Source organism: Alteraurantiacibacter buctensis (assembly GCF_009827655.1).
GTDB lineage: Bacteria > Pseudomonadota > Alphaproteobacteria > Sphingomonadales > Sphingomonadaceae > Alteraurantiacibacter > Alteraurantiacibacter buctensis.
In genome coordinates this window covers 1-4961 of record NZ_WTYV01000017.1, presented here as the reverse complement: position 1 = coordinate 4961, position 4961 = coordinate 1, and the positions used below count along the sequence as shown (strand labels likewise).

General features: G+C 58.4%; 6 protein-coding genes. 5 read left to right on the top strand and 1 reads right to left on the bottom strand.

What is annotated here, in order from left to right; all coding sequences use genetic code 11:
- Positions 1-231 precede the first annotated feature (231 nt).
- A complete protein-coding gene (locus tag GRI99_RS18335) occupies positions 232-663 on the top strand; it encodes a hypothetical protein (protein WP_160773515.1) in 432 nt (143 codons plus the stop codon).
- A 75-nt stretch (positions 664-738) separates the two neighbouring features.
- Entirely contained in the window at positions 739-1191 is a 453-nt protein-coding gene (locus GRI99_RS18330; RefSeq protein ID WP_160773514.1) for a hypothetical protein, read from the top strand.
- A 91-nt stretch (positions 1192-1282) separates the two neighbouring features.
- Here the strand turns inward: GRI99_RS18330 and GRI99_RS19030 are convergent, their stop codons facing one another.
- The gene (locus GRI99_RS19030) at positions 1283-1648 is read right to left on the bottom strand and encodes a PilZ domain-containing protein (RefSeq protein ID WP_160773513.1); all 366 of its coding nucleotides are present in this window, start codon (positions 1646-1648) and stop codon (positions 1283-1285) included.
- Positions 1649-1754: 106 nt separating this feature from the next.
- On the opposite strand from GRI99_RS19030, the gene GRI99_RS18320 reads away from it, so the two are divergent.
- From GRI99_RS18320 to GRI99_RS18310, 3 genes are all read left to right on the top strand, one after another.
- Positions 1755-2663, top strand: a complete 909-nt coding sequence (locus tag GRI99_RS18320) for an IS1595 family transposase (RefSeq protein WP_160773512.1) — start codon at positions 1755-1757, stop codon at positions 2661-2663.
- A gap of 184 nt (positions 2664-2847) precedes the next feature.
- Positions 2848-3378 (top strand): hypothetical protein, encoded by a 531-nt coding sequence (locus GRI99_RS18315; protein WP_160773511.1) that lies wholly within the window; start codon positions 2848-2850, stop codon positions 3376-3378.
- A gap of 284 nt (positions 3379-3662) precedes the next feature.
- Positions 3663-4757, top strand: coding sequence for an alpha/beta hydrolase family protein (locus GRI99_RS18310; RefSeq protein ID WP_160773510.1), 1095 nt, complete (start codon positions 3663-3665; stop codon positions 4755-4757).
- Positions 4758-4961 lie beyond the last annotated feature (204 nt).

The following is a 4961-nucleotide window of genomic DNA, read 5'->3' as shown; positions in this document are numbered from 1 at the left end:
AATACGCACGGGCGCGCGCGATAAGGTATAGGGCCAGCAAACAGGCCGTTTTGCGCATTCCGCGCGGGCGCGCGTTAATTAAATAGGCTCAAATAGGCTCGGGTTGGTGGCGGCATCGCCCGCACGCGCGAATATAATAACGGGCGGAAATTGCAGAGGGACACAGGGTGCGCTGGTGCAAGTTGCGGGCTGGGTATATCAAGCCGTAAGGCTGGATATGGAGCACACAGCGTGAACCCGGACCTTTTTGCTTGGAAAGGTGGCCCTGCAATCGCCTGCGAATGGGGACTTAGGGACGCGCGGGTTGCCGCCACCAGTGAGCGCGGTCCTGCATACTGTGAGCAAGGCCTGTCGCTGAGAATTGTAGAGGGTCGCCGCCCCTGCCTTTACGCAGAGGACAACGATGGCAACACGCAAGAGATGTGGGGCTACGAACTGAATATCTACGTCGCCAACGGCCCTGAGCCCTCGGAAACCAAGCAGGTTGAGGCCACCGTATCGGTTGCCGGTTGGCTTGATGATGGTCGCCCGTGCCGGATACATGGCAAAGGTTTCATTGGCCGGGATAATCACGGGCAGATTGAGGCGTCGTTCTTCGTGCCGCCTCGCATCGACCTCACCACGCAAGAGGAAGATTGGGCCGATCTGTATCCACCCGACTGACGAAAGGCCCGCCTGCTGTGGTAGCAAGCGGGCCCAGCCTAAGTCAGCTAACGGGCGTTCCACGGACCAGCCGCTATGTCCGAAATGGGGGTGGAAAGCTGTCGTGGAACAGAGCAGCAAGCAGACTTAGCCTTTCGTGCTGAGCCACAAACACAGATTTGGTGGAACTCAGGCCGCCAGGCGGGCCCCATTTCAACCGCAATGCTTTACTTCATAAAGCGCAAGGTCACCGGCTTCGAACAGGGCGCGACGGTCACCTTGTGGCGGCAAAGCGGCAATTGCGCAGTTGATCGTCACGCTCAAAAGGCGCCGGTCGGTCGCAAATATCTGGGTCTCCTGAACGCAACGGCAAATGCGCTGACAGGCTGCCAGGGCGGTTTCCGGTCCACCGCGAAAGAGCAACGCGAACTGGACATCAGAGGGCTTGAGGCGGCGACGCCCTCGTCAAGCAGGATCGCTTCTTTCGGATCGCCTGCGATCGCTGTCGGAACGCCTTTCGACCACGCGCCTTTCGGGGCCATCAAATAGCTTGCTGTCCACGCTCCGACGGCTGGAAATCCTTCTATCCTTGCCGGAACGGCGGCTATCAATAGACATTGTGTTTCCTCCTCAGTCAAAACTAACGTGGAATTGTCATCCAGCCGATGGGGGGCAGTTCTCTCCCAAATCGATCTCTAGGCAGGAACTCGCCCAGACTTGCTGCGATAGGCTTGAAGCCTAGGTGAAGAACCAAGGCTGGGTGCAATTCTTGAGAGAAATGGACACCAGCAAAGCGATCATTTTTCCAGACCACACTGCCTTCGACAGCAAGGTCGTCAAAGAACCTGAAATGGATCACTTCGTCCATCGCGACGCGAAAGCCCTCAGTGTCGATGCAGCACCCGTCCACGCAAATGTCATAGATGACAAGTCGCGCCTCGCTGTCCTGCAAGAAGCATCTCACTTCGTATTCGACTACGAGACGTTCATGGCGTCGAGAATGCATGGCAGCGACATCTCCACTTAATGGAGCATTCAATTAAACGCTTTGCCCCTAAAGAATCGGCAATTATATACTTTACTTAGCACGCGGTTTGGGGCATATAATCCCCATGAACCTCACCGACCCCATCTTTCACGACGAAGCCAAGGCCACCGCGCACATTGAGGCGCAACGTTGGAACGGCGAACCGTCCTGTCCGCACTGTGGTTCGCTTGCCGTCCGCAAGATGGCTGGCAAGACCCAGGCTGGTATGTTCCTCTGCAATGACTGCCGCGACAAGTTCACCGTGCGCACTGGCACGGTGATGGAGCGCAGCCACGTTCCCCTGCACAAGTGGCTGCTGGCAACTCACATCATGGCCGCTTCAAAGAAGGGCATGAGCGCTTCGCAGATGGCCCGTATGCTTGGCGTTACCTACAAGACCGCTTGGTTCCTCTGCCACCGTATCCGCGAGGCCATGGAAGGCGCTGGCCCGCAGGGTCCGATGGGTGGTCATAACGAGGTCGTTGAGGTCGATGAAACCTATGTCGGCGGCAAGGCCAAGAACCGCGCCACCCGCAAGCCTGCCAAGAAGAAGGCCGTTGTGGCCCTTGTGCAGCGTGACGGTCACGCCCGTTCGTTCCATGTCGCCAACGTCAATGCCAAGGACGTTCGCGCCCTTGTCGTTACTCACATTGACCGCGCTTCGGTCCTGATGACCGATGAAAGCCCGATCTACACCCGCATGGGCAAGGAGTTCACCAACCACTACGCTGTCAACCACAGCGCCAAGGAGTTCGTGACCTATGGTGGTTTCAAGCACTCCAACACCGCCGAGAACTTCTTTTCGATCTTCAAGCGCGGCGTGATCGGCACCTACCACCACATGAGCGAGGCCCACCTTGGCCGCTACTGTGCCGAGTTCGATCTGCGCTATAACACCCGCGATATGAGCGATGCCGAACGCGCTGCTGCCATCCTCAAGGGTGGTGAGGGTCGCCGCCTTACCTATCGGCGGATTGACAAGCTCGCCGCCTAAACTGGCGAAGCTACCCCGCTTGAAGGGCGGGAAGCGCGAGCGCTACTTCGACTGACTCGACTCCTGCCGTCGCTTCCCGCTAGCCTTGTGCGGCTTGTGGGGAGTGGCGAGCATCCGCTTGAGTGCGGCCTCCCTGCGGGCATCTGTCTCCGCCTCGGGGTAGGTGTCAGGATCGGAATTTTTCATGGATCAACAACTAAACCGCTCAGTGCAAATCGGCAATATCTGCATCCAGTGGTCTAACCTGGAATACGAACTAGCCCTCTCGATCTGGCTGATGCTCCGCATCCACGATGATTTGGGAAAGATTGTAACCGCTAGCCTCGACTGCAAGCAGCGGGCTTCGATGGCCTTTACCCTCGCTCACAAAACGAAGGCTCCATATGAGTTCAAACAGGCTCAAAAAGAGGTTCTGAAAGAAATCCGGGACGGACTTTTGGAGCGCAGGAATGAGGCTGTCCATGCCGTCCATTTTAAGCCCTACGCTTTCGACACCGCTAAAGTTGAGATGCATCGCGGTAAAGGCGGGCGGGAGCCAAGACCGCTGCTTGATGCCGATCTAGCCGAACTGGGGCAACTCATCTTTAAAGCTGGGTTGCGAGCAGCCGAGGCGAACGTCCTTTACGCCTCCGAAATCGTCAAAACATCAGATGTTGAATTTGAGCCGGAAGAAACCGCACTAAGCATCCTGCGGAAGATTTCTCCCATGAGATAGCTAGGGCTGTGATTCCCTTCAAAATAATCTGAATCCCACTCCACGAAGAAATCTAATCCAGCCTCGATCATCGCGGGCGTGATCTCAATAGTATCGGCCTGTCGCTGGGCGGATTCGCACATCTCATCTGCTCACTCAAGTATATAATTGCCAAAGAATCTTTAAGTAGGCCGCCAATGACGATCCCAGACATCAAAAGTCCGCAATGGGGTCGTTAGCTGACCGTCCGCTTTTAGGGTCCACCGCCGCCCGCGTGGATGGCGAGAACGGGGGTGGGGAGGCGAATGTCTGCTCTGGGAAATCCCACTATCCAGCTTCCGGTCTCCTCGCTCTTGTCAGGGGCCGTTGTCGAGCATTATCATCGTCCTGAAAAATGGCTCTGGCAGATCGTTTCGTCCATGATCCCAATTGAGGTCCGGGTGCGCGCCGGTGCCGTGCAGCTTGCAGGAACCCTGTGCTTGCCCGCGCACGGCGAACCACGAGCAACGGCCATCCTGTTGCCCGGCTCTGGTCATCATGACCGGGATGAAACCATCGGGATACACAAGCCCTTCGCTGTTATCGCGGAACATCTGGCCGCTGCAGGGATCGGCTCGCTTCGGTTTGACGGTCGCGGCATAGGCCGGTCGGGCGGCTCGACGGACAGCGTTGATTTTGCCAGCAAGGTGGAAGACGCGCTCGCCGCCCGTCGCTGGTTGGTTGACGAGCGCGGGATGGCCGAGGCCCGTCTGCTGTTCATAGGGCATAGTGAAGGCGGACTGGTCGGGGCGGCTGCTGCAGCCGAGAAGCCAACCCCGCTCGCCATGCTGGCCGGGCCTGCTCAGCCGATTGCGGCAACCCTCCACTTTATCGCTGAGGCGGAGTCGCAGGCCGCCGGTGCAAGCGATCGTCAGATCGCACACGAACGAGCGATGAACACGGCGGCCTTTGCCCTTGCCGCACGTCCCGGAAACCCGCCACGTCAGGAACTGGTCGAGCTCATTTGCAGCCATCTTGCGGCATGGCCCGATGTCGGTGATTCCCTGACCGATGCCGACCGGGATGCGGCGGCCGAAGCAATGGCCGACACCCTCCTTGCTCCCGATTTTCGCTCGCTGCTTCAACAGTCTCCTGCAGATTATTTGCGAAGCTTGACGTGCCCGGTGTTGGCGATGTTCGGCGAGCGCGATTGCCAGGTTTCGGCTGATGCCAACTTATCAACGTTCCGGCAGGCCACCGCTGCAAATCCACGCGCCAGTGCCATCGTGCTGCCCGCACACAATCACCTTTTTCAGGTGGCGGTCACCGGACAGATCGACGAATACGAGACCCTCGGGGCGGCACCCTCGGCAGTCGCGCTCGATGCCCTGACGGATTGGGTTCAAGACGTGTTCCGCTGAAGGCGGTTTCGGGGTCGTTAGCCGACAGGCAGCTTTTGGCCGCAAGAATTGAGAAGCGGACACAGAAAGGCCCGCTCACAGCGATCTGCAAGCGGGCCTCTCGATGTGGGTAGGCTGGGCCTAGTAGGCTAGGAAGCCCTCGGCTGGCATAAGGCTGTGTTCGTCGTGGCCTTCGTCCTCGTTGGTGTCGCCGTCCTCTGGCGT